The sequence below is a fragment of the Paraburkholderia lebeckiae genome, from assembly GCF_014201005.1.
GTDB classification, from domain to species: Bacteria; Pseudomonadota; Gammaproteobacteria; order Burkholderiales; family Burkholderiaceae; genus Paraburkholderia; species Paraburkholderia tuberum.
The window spans coordinates 11,790-27,121 of sequence record NZ_JACHDK010000040.1; the positions used below are offsets into that span (position 1 = coordinate 11,790).

Sequence of the window (15,332 nt, forward strand, 5' to 3'; positions counted from 1 at the left end):
CGCACGCGCGGGCAATTGGAAGCGACATATCAGACAGCCAGTTCGCGCACGCTGCTGGCGAACTTGATCTCGCGCACGCGCTCGACGCCCGCAACCTCGACAGCGAAATCCACACCGCGCCGGTTTGGTGGAAGCCTGAAGGGCTGAGAGCGCCGGACGGGTCGATCGAGCGCGAGCCGTTCGTCGGCCACGAACTTGAACTGCACGCCGAATGGCGCGATCCTCGATCGCGCGTACGCGTCGAGCGTCACCAGCGCAGCCGAAAAATTCATCTGTCCGGGCGTCGCCGTGGTCCTGCTGCGCCAGCGATACGGAATGAATTCGGCGCCCGCGTCCCACTCGTGCACGATGTTTCCGAACGCGAGATACAGCTTTCCGTCGCGCCCGGTATGCGCGGCGTTCGGCGTCAGCGTGAGCGGCATCAGATCGTTGTTTTGCAGTCCGTCGTTCTCGATGCCATCGCGGATATCGAACAGAAACCCTGTGCAGTTCGTGAAGCCCGCGTACTGCCCTTCGACGGTCGCGGCGATCATCGTATGGGGCAGCAGTGCCTGCCAGTCGTCTGACGCATACCAGGGGCCTGTGACCATACTCATGCGCCGGCCCGACAGATACATGAGACCGCCCAGCGTCGCGTACATCGCACCGTCTGGCGCCTGCACGGCGCTCTTGCGCGAGACAATCGGCGCGGCCTTCGGAAAGCGGAACACCTTCCGGCAACATTGGCCGTCCGGACATTCTTCGGTGATCGCGTACGGGTGGCCGTCGGTCATCGCGTACAGAATCCCGTTCTGCCATTTCATCGCGCGCACGTTGTCGTCGAGCGCGAGCAGATAGTCGACGGGCCACGCCTGCGGCTGATACGGCTCGCAGAACCAGACCTGATTGCCGACTGAGCCGGCAAGCACGCCGTTCTCGAGCTGCGTGATGTTTTCGAGGCCGTCAGGCGGTGGCGTGTATTGCTCCGACACCAGCGGCTCGCCGAGCTCGTCGGTGTTAGCAGCATCGACGTATTGCTGTGCGACCGGTGCGAGGTCTGTGACGAATAGGTAGACCGTCGCGGTTTGCTGGGCGGGTTGCGTGCCGTCGATGAACTGCGATGCGACGCGATACAGCCGGATGGCGGCGATGTCCCAACCAGCGGGCGGCGCTGGAATGTCCACCGCGGCGGCGGCTCCTTCGTGCATGTCGAGCAGTGCATTGCTCGGCAGCGATGGCGCGCCCTCCTCGCCGAAACTGTTCACGTAGGTGTAGACGTAGATCCTGCTGCTAGTGATCCTGTCTGGCAGCTCGGCGTCGAGTGGCGTAGCGACGGGTGCGATATCAGGCAGCGGCAGACCGACACGACGCCACACGAACGGATCGTCGCCGTCGGGCATTTCCGCGACGACCGGATACGACTCAACACCGGTCACATAGACGCGCTCGCACGTCGGCAGCCACTCGGCCACCTCGACGCATGGATCCGCCCACGTGAGCCAGCGGCACCCGAAACGGTGCATGGTGCGCACGCATGCAACGTCCGACGTGTAGACGGGCGCCGGTCGACGAAACGGTTCTAGCAGGCCGTGCCACAAGCGGCAATTCTCCGCCTCGCTCGCCATGTTGTCCTTTAGTAGAGACGAGGCGTAGCGGGGAACGATACCGCCGAAGCGCGAAATTTTAACGACCGCCATTGCTAACCCTCTTCTGCGCCCTGTTGCGCTCGATCAACTTGGCGCGTCGCACGTCCAGGCCTTTCTCAAAGTGCTGCGCCATGCGCGCGCGATACTCGGGATCCTGCCATCGCCTGCGCATTCGCTCTGCCCTGTCTGACGCCGTGCGCCTAGCCGTCGCCTTCGCCTTCGCGGTCATCCGCTCGCGGAACGCAGGATCTTGCCAGGCACGTGCAAGACGCTGCGACGTTGCGGCGTTCTTGCTCGTCTCACCGCGATCGAGAGCTTCGCGTCGACGCAGGACGCCGTCGCCGACTAACCCCGGAACACCCGCCCCGCCAATCGTCCGGTTGTATCCACTCGGGGAAAGAGTGGCTAGGCGTGCGATATGAAACTGTTCCCGGCTGTATGCCACCGTCTGATTTGGGCACGCTTCCAATAACTCGATCACAAACATGCTCTTGCCGATTGCACGCATCGCCTGTCCAACGAGCGAATTCGGTTCGCGAAAATGTCGCCCGAACCGTTTTTGAAGTGACTCACAGGTCGCGCCTACGTAAGCCATGTCAGTCAACAGGTTGCGAATTTGATAAATCGAATAGGTACGCTCACCGTCGCTCATATCACAACCGTACCGGTACCAAGGAACAGGCCCGCCTGCTTGATAAAAAGCAGCGTCGATACCGGCGATGCTCCCGGCGGGTAGCTCTGCGTTGCGCGCCCGTTCGCGGGGATGGTCGTCGGGCCGACGACCTGCATGCCCGCGGCATTCTCCACCGTGAATTGTTGGCCGACGGGTCCCACGACATAGATCAGGTTTCCATCCTGCTCGAGGCTCCAGTTTGCCTGCGTCGCATCCGCACCGGCGGGCCCCTGCGCGCCTTCAGCACCGGGCGAGCCCTGCGGACCCTGCGCACCCTGCGGACCGATCAGCGACCTACCGGCGCCCCAACCGCTTGCCGTCTTTGGACCGTAGATGATCCAGCTAATCGTGTCGATGTAGAAGTCGTCGACGTTGCCGACGTTCGCCGCCGGAGCACCTGCGCCGCCCAGCACAGACGCCCCGCCTGGACCAACCGGACCGATCGGCCCAGCCGGTCCATCCATACCTTGCGGGCCGCGCGGACCTTGCGGACCTTGCGGCCCGGCCGGTCCCTGAACGCCCGGCTGCCCCTGCGGTCCTTGCGGACCCTGCGGGCCGGGTACGCCAGTGCCGCCCGAGCCGTTGCCGCCATCGCAGCAACCCCCGCCCGTGAATACGATGTTCGTGCCGGATCTGATCGCCGTCACGTAGCCGTCGCGAATTGTCAGCGTCACATTCACATACTCACCGTCGGCGAGCTGCGTCGTCAGGGGACGCTCGGTGATTTCGCCGCGCTCGTCCTGCCTATATTCCGCATTGCCCGCGCGCCACGTAGCGCCCGCGTGAGCCGGCACGTCCACCGTGACGCTGCAGTCAGCCTGCGTGACCTCGACACGATCGGAGCCCGGCAGCACTTCGCAGACGGCCGGTTGCACCCCACCGAAGCCCTGCATGATGAAGTCGGCCAGATTCATCGGCGTCCAGGCAAACGAGACGCACGAGCCGGTCGTATGGCTTGCCGCTTCCGTGCCCTCGATATTGCGTTCGATCGTCACGACGCCGGCGATAAGTCCGGTCACTTTGACGATCTCGAAGCGGTGGGCGCCTCCGACAATCAGCCGCGTGTAGTCGCCGGCGCCGGACAGCGCCGCGGCGATGCGCGCGATATCGTTGTCATGGAGCGGCAGAACGAGTGCGTCGGCAGTCAACCGGCCGCGCAGCGTGGCCGAGAAGCCCAGCATTGGTCGAAACATTTAGCAGCCTCGGGGAACGTCGTAGGGTGGGACGTAAATTTCGATAACGGGCGAGCAATCGCGCGCGCCATTACCACAGTTGAGAAATCCGCAACCGGCAGGCGAACCATCGAAAACGTCGCAGTCCGCAGCGCGTTCGATGTTTTTCGCGCCGGTCACATGGCAGTCGTCGCGCAGCTCGAAGACGAGCTCGCCGCATGTCGATCCGGACACAGAGAAGCGAGCCTTGTAGAAGCCCGGCGCCGCGCAGAACAGACGCCGGTCCCACTCGAACACCATGCGGCCGTCGTCGTCACGCTCGGCAGCCGCGTAGCGGATCGGTTCGACGTCGGCGCCGATGCGGTGCAACTCGAGGCGCACGCATTGCGGATCGGCTGCGCATGCGCTCGACGCGGCAAAGCTGAAGGCAGTTCTGACCACAGTCCGATCGAGTCGAACGATTGAAGGACGTCGCATGTAGACCTCAGACGAAGCGCGGGGCGAGTGCTACCGTCGTGGCCGTCGTGTCGCTCTTGAGCGCCTGCACGCGCGCTCGGGCAATGCGCTCGTCGAAGCTGCGACCGCGCGACGTTGCGAGCCGGGGATCGGTGAATTCGTAGCCCGGCAACTGGTAGATGCGCGCGAGCGCGCCATCTTCGATCGCGTTTTGCCAGTCGTCATACAGGACTGAATCGACCTCACACGCCGATTGCGTCGGCGTGACCACAAACCGGATATCGATCGCGTCCGGCACGTCTTTCTGAGGCGATGCAGACAGATGCACCAGACCATCGCGGATGGTGTACCGGACGCCCCAATGGGCGAATTCGAGGTGGTCGCGCTTTGCCCGGTACGTGCTGGTCCCGACCCGCACCTCCGTTACACGCGCGATCTGCTCGCTGTCGTCGGGCCAGATCGGGTAATCGACGACATGCCGCTGCTGGTCGAGCGTCACCCGCCGGCGCAACGCATTGCTGCGTCGGCAGAATTCAATGCACGTCTGGCGGATGTATGCAACCGCCATCGTCTCCGGCAGACCTTGCGCGGCAGCCATCACGAAAGGCAGGAACGCATCCAGCGGCGTGCGCTCGATGAAGTTATCCATTCGATGCCCTCACTTCCTTGTCGTACTTGTCGTCGACCTTTTGCGACAGACCGATGAGGCTGTAGAAGCTGTTCTGGTGGGCTGTCGCGTTCGCGGTGCTGTTCTGGCTGTCCTGCTCTTTCGAATAGGCGCGGTAGAGCATCCACTCGATCGCCGCGTTGTGGAACCGCTCAGGCATGGGAAGCGGATCCTTCACGCCGGCGTGCGCGGGCACGGCGGTGAAATTCACCATGACCACGACGTTCTCCCCGGCCGGCACCGGCGGATCGACGTAGAAGGCTGTCTGCTCGACCGGGTCGATCGAAAACGAACGCACCACATATGCGCCCGCGCGCGGGCCGCACGCGAGCGGCGCGAACCAGTTGGCAGCAATGCGCGCCGCGGCGGCGTCCGTCTGTGTCGGCTGACCGATGACGCGGCGGAAGCTGTCGAGCGTGCCGTCGACGCGATAGAAGTGCGTCGCGCCGTCGGGCAGTTGCTGGCGCGTGCCCGGTTCGAGTTCGACTTTGCGCGACGTCGAGGCGAGATCGGGGCGCAGCATCACGAACTGGATCGCCGCGTCGTTCGCGTATTCGATCAGTTCGCCCTCGGTCCACTGCTGCATCTCGAAACCTTGCTCGGCGTCGCTCAAAAGCTTCGCGACCTCGCGAACGAGCTCGCCGACGGTGCCGGACATCACGAAGCCTTACGCGCGCGCTTGGCCGGCACGGGCGGCGGATCGCTCTCGGGCGGGATCGACTGCGCCGCACCGTCGGCGCCCGGTGCGTCAGTCGTGCCCGGTTCGCCGTGCGCAGTGCGCTCGCTCTGCTCGCCCGAAGCGCCGCCATCCGTCGCGCCGCCCGCGCTGGTGAGCGCGTCAAGATGCGATTGCAACGTGAGTACCTGTGCCTCGAGCGCCGCGCTGCGCTCGCGCTCGTCGGATAGTTCCTGCTCCAGCTCGACGATCCGCGCCTGATATTCCGCGCTGTTGTCTGCTGGCAAGGTGAACGCCACGCCGGAGTTGATAGGCGCCGTGCCCGCACCTCGGTCGTCGCGCAGACCGGACTGCAGCGTGTCGCGGCCGCCCGCGCCGGCGTCCGTGATGATGACGCCGACCTGTTCCTTGGGATTGCCTTGCGGCGTGAACGTCCGCGTCTCGCTGTCATACTGGCCGGGGATAAGACCAGGCTGGAAGGCGAGCGCCGGATGCGCCGGATACACCACGCCGTGCGCGTCCTGATATGCAAACTGTTTCATGGGGAGCCCTGAAAAGAAGAAGGCCGCGGCGGTGTCCCGGCGCGGCCCTGGTTGCGATCCCTGCTACGTGCGGATCAGTTGCCGATCTGCGGCGTGATGACGATCGGCGACACCCAGAAGCGCAGATCGGTCGGCACGCTCGCCGGAAACGAGGTCAGTTCGATATCCAGCAACTCGACGCGCTTGATCCAGATCGGTGTATCCAGCATTTCTGCATCCGAGTCGACCTGTGCCGCATTGACATTTACCAGCAACCGTTCGCTGAAGTGCGTCTTGATTGCGAACGAAACGCCGGCCTCGGGGTTTTCGACGCCCCAGGCATAGCCGACCAGCAGCGAACCCGAACCGATCGCGCACGCGCCGATGATGTCGCCCTGAGACAGCGTGACGCCATCATTGGCGAGGCGACGCAGATACTGCTGCAGGCCAGCCTGTCGCCGCGTGTCCTTCTGGCTGAAGTCGAACAGTCGCGTATTCGAAAACATCGCCGGCGCGCGGTGCGCGGCCTGCGAGAGATGATCGTCAATGCGCAACATCACCGACGGATACATCTCGTTGTTGGGGTTGCGGCTCGGGGCGCCGCCGTGTTGGAGTGCGTGATACATGGATTTGGCTCCTAAAGAGATGCGGGGTCGACCGGCGCACGCGAGCGCGCCGCCGGTGAGGCGATCACGAGAACGTGCAATACAGCGCGGCGAGCGCGTCCTTCAGGAACGGCTTGTGACCGTAGACCCACAGGCCGCGGTAGTACTTCCCGAACGACTTTTCCATCGTGATGATTTCGTGGTCCTCGAGCTGCTGCGCGAAACCCGTCGCCTTCTTGTGGCCTGCGACGATCCAGTACGCCGTCTTGCCGACGGCGAGGTCGGGCACCGTGGGAACCTGATCGGTGAAATAGACGTTGAAGCCCATGATGACCAGCGGGAACCGGCCGTTTAGGATCGGGCTTTGTGCCATGCCGGTCAGGTACGCGGCCTTCAGGTCAGAGGACATGAGCGCGTTGCGCGAAACGTTGGGCAGGATGACGAACATTTGTCCGTCCTCCCAGCGGCACGCCTCGCGCAGCACGACGTCCAGACGCGTCAGCACTTCGATGATGTTGGCCGCCGTGATCGGTACCGGATTGCCGATTTCGCCCAGGTCCTGACTCTGCGATTCCTTGCCGGCGTTCATGCCCTTGTTCGTCGGCGCGGTTTCGAACGCCATACGCATCAGGACTTCCGGGTCCAGCAGGCGCTTCATGTTGTAGTCGGCGCGCTTCAGGAACGACTCGACCCACTTGTCGATGAACGCAATCTGCTTTTCGTCGATCCGGTCGAGCTTGACGTTGTAGTACTTCGCCCGGTCGACCACCATCGTGATCGATTCGCTTTCGAGCTCCTGCGGGTTGAGCGTGCCGTTTTTCTGATACTCCTCGATCGCCACTTCCGGCTCGACAAAGTACGTAATCTGGTCGCCCGATTTGTTCAGGTCGCCGGCGTAGTCCGTATCGGTGATGTCGCCGGCGACAAACGAGCAATACCCGCGGGCAATCAGGCGATCGCCGAAGTGCGGCGTGATGAGCGCGTCGCTGTACTGCGAGTAACCTGCCGAAGATTTCATTTCCTACCTCATGTCTGTGAAACAAGGCCCGCTCTGCTGGCCTCGTTGAACTCTGTTTCGAACTGCATGAAGTCCTCTTTCGAGATCCGGCCGGTGCGCATGGCATCGACCTTTGCGCGGTAGTCGGATGCGCGAAACTTTGGCGCTTTCACGCCGGACGGATTCGCTGCAGTTCGGTCTGGTGTCGCGAATTGAGCAAGGCCGGTGGGCTGCTGCGTGGCCTGCGCCTGCGCGCTTGCTGGCGTCGTCGTCTGCTGCGGAGCTTGCTGTGTCGTCTGCGCATCAGCAGCGGGCGTCGGGCGCGACTTTTTGAAGTCGTCGAAAATGCCGACGATCGTCTCCATGTCGCGTGCCTTGTGCGCCGTTCTCAACGCCTCGGCCACGTTCATTCGCGTGTGTCGGATGGGCTTCTTCAGGAACTCCTGCCAGTCGGGCGCCGTGGTGATCGCCTTCATATCGCCGACGTGCCTGCTGACGTCTCGCACGAACTGCCCTTCCTCGGTCTGTCCGATGCGTTCCGTCACGGTGCCGGCCTGACTCTCGAGCGTCGCAATCTTCTTCAGCAGCGGCGCGGTGGCGCGAGCGATCAGCTTTTCGGCGACCGGCATAAAGTCGCCATACGTGGCCTGTTCATCGTCACTCAGCGCGGGAAGGTCGGGCTCTGCCTCAGCGGCATTCGCCGCGGCGTCGCTCGCCGTCGTGCTACTGGCTGCCGCTCCTGTCCGCTTCAGCTCCGCAAGTTCCTGGCGTGTCTCCATCAGGAGATCGGTGAGGTGTACGGTGCCGCGTGCGGCTTCCTTGGCTTCGGCAAGCTGATCTTTCAGGCGCTGGATATCGGCCTTATAGCGGCCCTCCATGCGTCGATAGTTGGCATCGGCGCCAGCATCTGGATTGGCTTCGGCCGTGGTCGTGGTCGTGGTCGTGGTCGTCGCGGTCGCAGTACCATCGCCGTCGTCCGTCGAGGTGGCGTGCGTTGTCTCGACCGCAGTGCCCGTCTCGATTGCAGACGGATCGCCCGCTTGCTCGGTCTGCGTGGCGTTGCCATTCAACGCTTCAGCGTTAGCTGCATCATTCGTCGGAGTGCCGGAAGTGGCCGCCTGGCCAGCCGTGGTGTCCGCTGCGATCGGTGCGCCGTCGACTGCGTTAAATTTGCCCTTCAGGTGTCGGGGGAGTCCCATCGTTCAATCTCCGTGAGCCGCCATGTGGCGGAAGTCACAAACAAGAAGCCCGCGAGGGCCAAGCCAAATCGCGGGCGAAAAAAAACCGACGGGCATCGCTGCCGGTCGGTGCATTGGTGCAGAACTAATCCGCGTCTGTTACTGCTTCGGTTTCAACGTGGAAACCAGTTCGCCGAGGCATCGGGCCTCGCCCTGCAATCGGCGAACGCTCACATCGTCGTCCGCGCGCACGCATTGGTCCTGCGCGCGCAACTGATTATCAGACAGCCAGGCCAGAAAGATTTCCCAGGCTTCGCCGCGCTTCTGTAGCACATCTATTGCGTTGAGCTGCTGAGTGTTCGGCGCCCTCATCGAGAACCCGAACCGCCGCAGTTACAAGACTTCGTCGGCATGCGTACGCCGCTCGAATCGGTCGCGCTTCGCACGGGCTTCGCCGGCGCGCGCGGAATCGTGTTCTTGACGGACTTCTGGACAACTTTCGGCGTCGGCGCCGATGCGGTATTTCTCATATTGCTCACCTCTCTGGTAGAAGTCGCGGGTACGCGGGCTAGTAAATGTGGTTGCCGAGCAGCTGATACCGGAACTCCGCTCCGGGCTCGATGGTGTGGTGCCCAGCGATTCTATAGCCAACCGATATGCTCGTATCGCCGTTGCCTGCGGGCAGCTTCGCATAGACAGGCAACGTAAATGGTGCGACCGTGTCCCCCGTCTCTGAGTAGCCTCCGGTGATGCTCAGCGGCATCCCGACGAGGTCAAAGGGGTTAAGCTTGCCGATTCGCCCGCTTACCGTGAAATAGATTGTCCGATGCCAGTTGAGGGCGACTTTTTCAGTGGCGACGATAAGCAGTGTGCCAAGAAAGAAATGCGCGTGATCAACTGGCCCATGGGGGATGTTGATAAGAAGGCCTTTAGTCACGCCGAAATCCGCCTGTGAATACGGAACCGCGACTACTTCCCCCGTGTACGCATCGAGTTGCGGAGCGTAGGCCAGCGTATCGCCTGCCGCGAGGGGCTTGTGATGACTGCCGTCATGGACGACAGGGGGTTTCGTTGCCATTGAGTACCTCTGCTGTGCAGTTACCTGTAAAACGGGACTTTTCGCCCCCCGCCGAGATCCAGAAAGCCGCTCGGGGTACCGAGGAACATGTTGCGCTGGCCGTAACAGGTTGTCGGAATGTCCGTACCTGTCGATAGGTCCGGTGGCAACGTGGCGCCGATGACAACGCTGACCCCATCGACATCAACTTGCAGCAGGTTGTTACTCACTGCCGCAGGGTGAACAGCCACGCCGTCGGCCGCCAGGGTGACGCCACCGTTTGGATCGATCCGCAGTTGCAGCGGAGCCGCGACTGAGCCATCGCCGGTGAACGCTTGACCTGCATTGATAGGAATGAACTCGGCCAGATTGACGACAAACGTCTCCCCTCCTTCGATTTCGAAAGTCATCTCGAAGGTGTCGGGATTGAAATTCACCAGACTCAGGAACTTGTCCATCGGAATACTGCCGATGACCTGATTGATCCGGTCGTCCACTTCTCCGCACGTGGGGATCGCATTGCCCGGCACATGTCGCGACCCATCGCAGCGCAGGAACACACTGGCGATCTTGTCGGGCGACACCTCGAGGTCCTCGATTGCGTCCTGAATGCAGCACGAGAGAGCGGCGCAAAGCGCGGTCGCGAGAATCTGCTGCGCCTGCTCGTTGTTGGCGATCGCGGACGCGACCCGCAAGACATCGATCCGCGGGTTCGGGTACTCGCCGGTCAGGTCGCCGCCCGCGGCTCCTGACGGCGGGAGCGAATCGGGAATCATCGAGGCCAGCAGTTGCGTGAGCAGCAGCTTGGCAATCGGGTCGCTCATGATCCTGCCGATGGCGGCCAAAGCGTTCAGCCTGGGGTTCGGATAGTCTCCTTCGAGGTCTCCACCGGCCGGCCCGCTCGGCGGTAGCGTAGCCGGGCTCTCTCCGCAGCAGCCAGTCATGTTCATTGCTCCAAGTAAAAATTCATGGGTCATCGAGGCCGCGAAGTAGCTCACGTATGCGCCACCTAGCGCCCCGTCAAGAATGAAGCGATAGCGGCCCGGGATCGCGATCGCTATCTGGTTGCACTTCCGGGTCATGACGACCTGGCGGCCGCTCATCATGTACGGGGTGAAGTACTTCCCCTCGCCCGGTCCGTCGACCAGCTCGACGCGAACGCTTTCGCCGAGGCCGAGCGCATGCGCGCGAACGATGACCGGCTCGTCGTCCACCTGAATAGTCGCTGAGACAGGATCGAGCGAGTCCGGCCCGAACAGGACCGTCGCACTCAGAAACGCCGTGCGGCGCGTACGGGTCGAACCTCCAGAGTTGAGCGCCATCGCTTACCCCTTGCTGCACTGCATGTAGGCAGACAGCCATTCATGCGACATTGCGACCGGATGCGCGCGCACGACGACCAGACCGAGGGCCGGCGGATCGCCGTCCGTGCGTTGCAGCACGAACCGGTAGCGTCCGGGAATACCGATCGGCAGCACGTTGCGCCGCGCGGTTAGCGCGGATTGACCATCGAACGGACAGAACGGCGCGAACATTCGGCCGGCGCCGTCGCCGTCGACCATCTCGACCAGCACTACATCGCCGTCGGTGAGGTTGTACGCTCGCACCACAATCGGATCGTTCTCGACCTGCACGACGTGCGACAGATTGCTTGAGCTCTCGGCGCCAAAGATCAGGCCCGCACGGGCGGCGTCGCCGCCGGCTCGCGCCTGACGGCGTCCTATGTTCGTATGGAGTGCCATGTCAGATCACCTGTCCCGGCCGGAGCTCGCCAGCGATCGCCGTGTTCAGACGCCGCTGCAACGACCACGAATCCTCGCTTTTCATCGGCACCAGCAAAATCGGGTTGTGCCAGTAGAGCGAGCGACGGCCGTGCTGACCGACGCCGCGCTCGTCGTAGGTAAAGACGCGCGGCCCGAACGCCACGACGGCGCGACCGTCGGCCGTGATACTCGTCACGCGGCCGTCACCGAAAAAGAGGTCGTAGACCGGATCGCCCGGGTCTACGTCGTATCCGTCGAGTTTCATGAAGCCCTCATAACAAAAGAGCCCTGTCACGGGCTCGGGAATTGACCACCTTGCGTCGCCTGCACCGCGGCGGCCTGCCGGCCATCGAGCGCCGGCGGTGGCGTGCCAGGTTGCATCGACGGCTGGGATGCACCGGGTGCACCGCCGCCGCCGAATGCACTCGCGATCTCCTGATCGACCTGGTTGTCGGGGAACCACAGCGTCACGTCGTAACCCTGCTCGCCGAGCCATTGCTTGAGCATGTCCTGCGCGGCCTGCTTCGGCACCAGTCCACCTTCGACATACGGCGTGACCGCCTGGAGGGTTTCGATGCTGCGGGCCTGCGATTGCTCTCGCTGCAGGATGCCTTCGGCGCCCTTCGCGACGACCTTGGAATCGGCCTTGATAGTCGGGTCCGGATCGAACAGCATGTTGAACGTCCAGTACTGGCTGATGATCGGCTCGATGCCGTCACGGTCCATGTTCATGATGACGTTCTTGATACCCTTCAGCGCACCGCCATACAGGAGCGACAGACCGCCCATCGTCTGCCCAGCGCCGCCGACCTGGCTATTGCCATACGTGTAGGCGGGAATGCCGCTAAAGTCGTCGGCCAGCTTCGAGAACCGATCGAAAATGTTCATCAGCTCCGCAGCGATCGACGGTGCTACGACGTAGCGCACCGCGGCGCCGCTCCCTGCATTGCCCGGCTTCGTGTAGTAGACCTTCCACGGCATGATCTCTTCGGGCTTGTCCTCCGACTCGTCGAGGCGATCAACGTCGATCTCGACCATCGGGCCGCCGGCATGCGCCATGTTCTTCAGCAGCGATCGCACCGCGGCGTTTGCCGAGCGCTGGATATCGCGGATGAACTGCGGCACGCCTTCGCCCCAGAATTGCCCAGGGAGTTTGTTGAAGCTCGTCACGTGATACGGCCGACGTCCGAGCGGATCGGGATTCAGCAGCGCGCGGATCGCGTAGTCGCCCACGAGCCACACGTTGCACTCGTACTGCGCTTCCGGGTCGTCGACCTTGATGCCCCATTCCTGCAACAAACTGCCTTGCACACGTCCCCAGAAGTCCAGAACGTCGATGGTTTCGCTCGTGTGCCAAAGCGTGCCCTGCTTCTTCTCGTCGTGCGCTCGCGCGCCGTCGCTCGACAGCCAATCGCGAAAGCCGTTTTCGTACTCCGCGATCACCATCCGGATCGCGTCCTCGTTGAAATTAGGCAGGCCGATGCACTCGAACAGCTTGGCCTTCGTCATCCGCATGCGCTCGATCAGATTGTTTGCGTCCTGCGGATTGGTCGCTTCTGGCGACGGATACAGGTCGAGCGGCGACACGCGTTCTGGCACCTGCATCGGCTCGTTGTTCGTCACCAGCGCGTTGCCGTTCCATTGCAATGTGCGGCGATACCGAACCACTGGCCCCTTCAGGACGCCGCCCGGATACGTCACGATGTCCGACTGCCACTGCTCGAATACGGCACGCCAGCCAGCCTCGGTCATCTGGTCGTTGATCTTGTCCGTCATGCGCGAACACGCTTCCGCGGCGAGGCGCTGCATCTCGCGTAGCGCGGTGGCTTTCAGCTCCTTTGCCCGCGCTTCGTCGAGCACGGGGTTCGGATAGCCACGCGCAATGACCTCGCGAATCACGAGGTCCGAAACCTGATTGAGCATGTAGTCGGGCAGATCGGGGATCGGCGTCGGCTCGATCGTCCACGGCATATCTGCTGCGTTGACCAGCACGTCCTTGATCCACGCTTCGGCCGCGCGACACTTCAAGCCTGTGATGTTGATGAAGACATCAATGCCGCCCAGCTTCGGCAGATCCTCGGCGTCATACTCGCCGTTGCGCTGCCGGGTGCATCGCAACATCGTTTTCTCGATGCCGCTGCTCTCGCGGTGCGCGTGGTTCGTTCGCCAGCATTCACGCACGTGCGCCGCCAGTTCGCTGATCGGCCTCTCAGCCTGCTGCTCCTTCGCCTTCTGAAAGCGTGCGCCTGGCGGCGGCTGCTCGATGGGCGACGCCTTCATCCCGATAAGCGATTCGCTCATACGATCATCACCTGTTGTTTGGTCCGCGTGCGGCTTGGCCCCACGCTAGGCCATTTGGTCGGCATGTCCTTGATACCGGACAGACCATCGAAAAAGTCGTCGTGCCGCCCTGCGGGGAACGGCAGATATTCGTCGTTCACAAATTGCGCGATCAGGTCGCGCGGTTGGCCGTCATAGCCCGTTTTCCACATGGTTTCTGGAAACCACCAGCGCTCGGCTTCGAAGTCCGGCGCCAGGCGCTCGATGCGCGGGTTCTTTTCGCCGACTTCCGACAGCGCGATTACCTTGAACCGGTAGTTCTCGCGGCCCTGCGCCTCGAGCAGATATTCGATGTCCTGCTCGTGCCCGGTCTTTTTGTAGCCGGTCTCGGCGGGTTTCCATTTGCGATGGAGTTCGATCACGCCTTCGGCGCGCTGCTTCAGCGTCAGCTTGTCGTATATGGTGTCGAGCAGGTAATAGTTCGAATCCATATGCAGGCCGATGATGTGCATCGCCGTGTAGTCGCTGTTCTTCTTCTGCGTGCGGGCTGGATCGATCAGCAGATAGCGATTCATCATCCACGCCGCCTGCATCACGTCCTTGGCGTTGTAGTAGCGCAGCCAGTCCTTCAGGAACGTGCCGCCGCCCTTCTTCGGCGGCTTCTGCTGATACAGCGCGGACCACTCGCGCGAGCCCAGCGTAATACGCTTCATGTCGAGCGCCGCAGCGCTGAAACGCTCAGGTACCAGCGGCTCGCCAGGCTTGCGGCCGAGCGCGTCGTCGTCATCTTCGGCAATCGCCGGCAGGCTGATGACGTGCCAGTCCTCGTGCTGATGCTCACGCGACAGCCATCCAGCGAGATCGTCGTCGTGCCAGCGCGTGTGCATCACGATCAGGATCGAGTCCTCGGCGAGCCGCGTGTACACGACAGAGCGATACCATTTCTTTACGTGCTCGCGGAACGTGTCCGAGTCGGCCTCGGCGCGCGACTTGAACGGGTCGTCGATGATGAACACCTTCGCCGGGAAGCCGGTACCGCCGCCACGGATCGTCACGCCGAGGTACTTGCCGTTCTCGGTCGTGCTGAAATTGGCCTTTGCCGTCGTGCTCGGGTCTAGCACGCTTCCCGGAAAGATCGCACGGTGCATCGGCGATGACACCGCGCCACGCACCGAGCCGCCGTTCAACTCGACCAGATCATCGCCGTAGCTCGCCGCGATGATCGGCCAGTCCGGATGCTTACCCATGATCCACGCGGGCAGCTTGCGCGAGACAATCTCGCTCTTGCCGTGCTGTGGCGGCGCAAAGATCATGATTCGACAGTGCCCGGCCGCGACGGCATTCTCAAGCTCGCGCGCCAGATAGCGATGGAAGCGGTTCGCTCGGTAGCGTGGATCTGTCAGCAGCGAGTAGACGATAAGGCTGTCGCGCGCCGACGCGACCATCGCGGCCACGCTACTTGCCGGCGGGGTCGTCGAACTCATAGCCAGCACTGCGCAGCATCTCGATCGCGACACGCTCGGCCATATCCGGCGTGATCGCCTCCGTTATGTCGGCCACGCCGATTGCGCCCTTGTGATTGTGGTCGTGCACTTCCTTGAACATGCCGAGGTGTTGGCCGACCTTCACCGCTGCGTCAAAACTGGAATGCGTCTTGACCTC

At 62.8% G+C, this 15,332-nt stretch carries 18 protein-coding genes; all 18 read right to left on the reverse strand.

The genetic code is table 11. The features are described from left to right. Window positions 1-29: 29 nt before the first annotated feature. Window positions 30-1,676, reverse strand: a complete 1,647-nt coding sequence (locus HDG39_RS33260) for a hypothetical protein (RefSeq protein ID WP_184012367.1) — start codon at window positions 1,674-1,676, stop codon at window positions 30-32. Continuing rightward, complete coding sequence (locus tag HDG39_RS33265) at window positions 1,663-2,277, reverse strand: GIY-YIG nuclease family protein (RefSeq protein WP_184012369.1); 615 nt, start codon at window positions 2,275-2,277, stop codon at window positions 1,663-1,665. The genes HDG39_RS33260 and HDG39_RS33265 overlap by 14 nt, the downstream gene beginning before the upstream one ends. Then, window positions 2,274-3,491: a collagen-like protein gene (locus tag HDG39_RS33270; RefSeq protein WP_184012371.1), complete on the reverse strand. Its 1,218-nt coding sequence runs from the start codon at window positions 3,489-3,491 to the stop codon at window positions 2,274-2,276. The genes HDG39_RS33265 and HDG39_RS33270 overlap by 4 nt, the downstream gene beginning before the upstream one ends. After that, window positions 3,492-3,839 carry a hypothetical protein gene (locus HDG39_RS33275; protein WP_184012373.1) on the reverse strand — a complete coding sequence of 116 codons (348 nt, stop codon included), beginning with the start codon at window positions 3,837-3,839 and terminating at the stop codon, window positions 3,492-3,494. Between the two features lie 115 nt (window positions 3,840-3,954). Next, window positions 3,955-4,575, reverse strand: a complete 621-nt coding sequence (locus HDG39_RS33280; RefSeq protein ID WP_184012375.1) for a hypothetical protein — start codon at window positions 4,573-4,575, stop codon at window positions 3,955-3,957. Continuing rightward, window positions 4,568-5,251, reverse strand: coding sequence for a phage adaptor protein (locus tag HDG39_RS33285; RefSeq protein ID WP_184012377.1), 684 nt, complete (start codon window positions 5,249-5,251; stop codon window positions 4,568-4,570). The genes HDG39_RS33280 and HDG39_RS33285 overlap by 8 nt, the downstream gene beginning before the upstream one ends. After that, on the reverse strand, window positions 5,251-5,811 hold the full coding sequence (locus tag HDG39_RS33290) for a hypothetical protein (RefSeq protein ID WP_184012379.1): 561 nt from the start codon (window positions 5,809-5,811) through the stop codon (window positions 5,251-5,253). Before HDG39_RS33290 ends, HDG39_RS33285 begins: the two co-directional genes overlap by 1 nt. A gap of 74 nt (window positions 5,812-5,885) precedes the next feature. After that, entirely contained in the window at window positions 5,886-6,416 is a 531-nt protein-coding gene (locus tag HDG39_RS33295; protein ID WP_184012381.1) for a hypothetical protein, read from the reverse strand. Window positions 6,417-6,480: 64 nt separating this feature from the next. Beyond that, entirely contained in the window at window positions 6,481-7,413 is a 933-nt protein-coding gene (locus HDG39_RS33300) for a hypothetical protein (RefSeq protein WP_184012383.1), read from the reverse strand. An 8-nt stretch (window positions 7,414-7,421) separates the two neighbouring features. Further along, window positions 7,422-8,591: a hypothetical protein gene (locus HDG39_RS33305; protein ID WP_184012385.1), complete on the reverse strand. Its 1,170-nt coding sequence runs from the start codon at window positions 8,589-8,591 to the stop codon at window positions 7,422-7,424. Window positions 8,592-8,729: 138 nt separating this feature from the next. Further along, window positions 8,730-8,903, reverse strand: a complete 174-nt coding sequence (locus tag HDG39_RS33310) for a hypothetical protein (protein ID WP_184012387.1) — start codon at window positions 8,901-8,903, stop codon at window positions 8,730-8,732. A gap of 235 nt (window positions 8,904-9,138) precedes the next feature. After that, window positions 9,139-9,648: a hypothetical protein gene (locus HDG39_RS33315; protein ID WP_184012389.1), complete on the reverse strand. Its 510-nt coding sequence runs from the start codon at window positions 9,646-9,648 to the stop codon at window positions 9,139-9,141. Between the two features lie 20 nt (window positions 9,649-9,668). Then, a complete protein-coding gene (locus HDG39_RS33320) occupies window positions 9,669-10,949 on the reverse strand; it encodes a hypothetical protein (RefSeq protein WP_184012391.1) in 1,281 nt (426 codons plus the stop codon). A gap of 3 nt (window positions 10,950-10,952) precedes the next feature. Beyond that, entirely contained in the window at window positions 10,953-11,369 is a 417-nt protein-coding gene (locus tag HDG39_RS33325) for a hypothetical protein (RefSeq protein ID WP_184012393.1), read from the reverse strand. 1 nt (window position 11,370) lies between these two features. Then, window positions 11,371-11,655, reverse strand: coding sequence for a hypothetical protein (locus HDG39_RS33330; RefSeq protein WP_184012395.1), 285 nt, complete (start codon window positions 11,653-11,655; stop codon window positions 11,371-11,373). A 26-nt stretch (window positions 11,656-11,681) separates the two neighbouring features. After that, window positions 11,682-13,691, reverse strand: a complete 2,010-nt coding sequence (locus HDG39_RS33335) for a portal protein (RefSeq protein WP_184012397.1) — start codon at window positions 13,689-13,691, stop codon at window positions 11,682-11,684. Continuing rightward, window positions 13,688-15,154 carry a phage terminase large subunit gene (terL, locus tag HDG39_RS33340; protein WP_184012399.1) on the reverse strand — a complete coding sequence of 489 codons (1,467 nt, stop codon included), beginning with the start codon at window positions 15,152-15,154 and terminating at the stop codon, window positions 13,688-13,690. Before terL ends, HDG39_RS33335 begins: the two co-directional genes overlap by 4 nt. Next, window positions 15,126-15,332 (reverse strand): hypothetical protein (locus HDG39_RS33345; protein ID WP_221305962.1); only part of this gene is annotated, 207 nt, incomplete at its 5' end. The genes HDG39_RS33345 and terL, both read right to left, overlap by 29 nt.